The sequence below is a fragment of the Shewanella sp. 1180_01 genome, from assembly GCF_052850535.1.
In genome coordinates this window covers 1-854 of record NZ_VXCT01000163.1, presented here as the reverse complement: position 1 = coordinate 854, position 854 = coordinate 1, and the positions used below count along the sequence as shown (strand labels likewise).

The window sequence follows — 854 nt, the reverse complement described above, 5'->3', positions numbered from 1 at the left end:
CCAGAATTCAGATAATAACTGCGACACTCTTAATTGAGGTATAGAAGAAGCCAGCTGCTGAAAGTGGTAGGCTTTATCTCGCCAAAGAAAAAAGAGTATCACTATGAGTTATCAGCAGTTGACTGAGGGAAGAAGATATCAGATTTCAGCCCTTTTGGAACGAGGTATTTCTATATCAGACATTGCCAATACTGTTAAATGTCATCGTTCAACCGTTTATCGAGAATTGAAGCGTGGTTGTAATAATTCGCAGTATTCACCTGTGATAGCGCACCAGTTAGCAGTGATGAAACGACGGTATGCAGCCAAATATCGAATACCACAACATCGTATCGATTTTATTGAAGTTTTGCTCACCAATGACTGGAGCCCGGAGCAAATATCGAACGTGCTAACCCATATCGGTGCCAATGTAAGTCATGAATGGATTTATCGTTTTATTGCATTGGATAAGAGGCAAGGTGGCAAGCTATACCGTCACTTGCGTCAGGGCCATAAAAGGTATCGACGAGGTAAAAAAGAACGCGACCCCGTCATTAAGAATGCAGTTTCTATAGATGAAAGACCAGAGATTGTTGATAACCGCGAGCGTTTTGGTGACTGGGAAATTGATACTGTTTTGGGTAAGCATGGAACTGGAGCAATAGTGACAATCTTAGAGCGAGAAACACGTTTCTACCTAGCCAAGAAAGTGCCGTCAAAATCAGCAGAAGATGTCACTAGAGCAACAATAGATTTATTAATGCCCTATAAGCAGTTCGTTCACACAATAACGGCTGACAATGGTCGAGAATTTGCCGGCCATCAAGATATAGCAAAGGCATTAGATACAGATGTGTACTTCGCCCACCCAT

The 854-nt window shown here is 42.0% G+C and carries 1 protein-coding gene; it reads left to right on the top strand.

The window, feature by feature from the left end; translation table 11 throughout:
• Window positions 1-103: 103 nt before the first annotated feature.
• Window positions 104-854, top strand: a 751-nt coding sequence (locus FW758_RS24655) for an IS30 family transposase (protein WP_446446834.1), incomplete at its 3' end; no start/stop codon positions are given.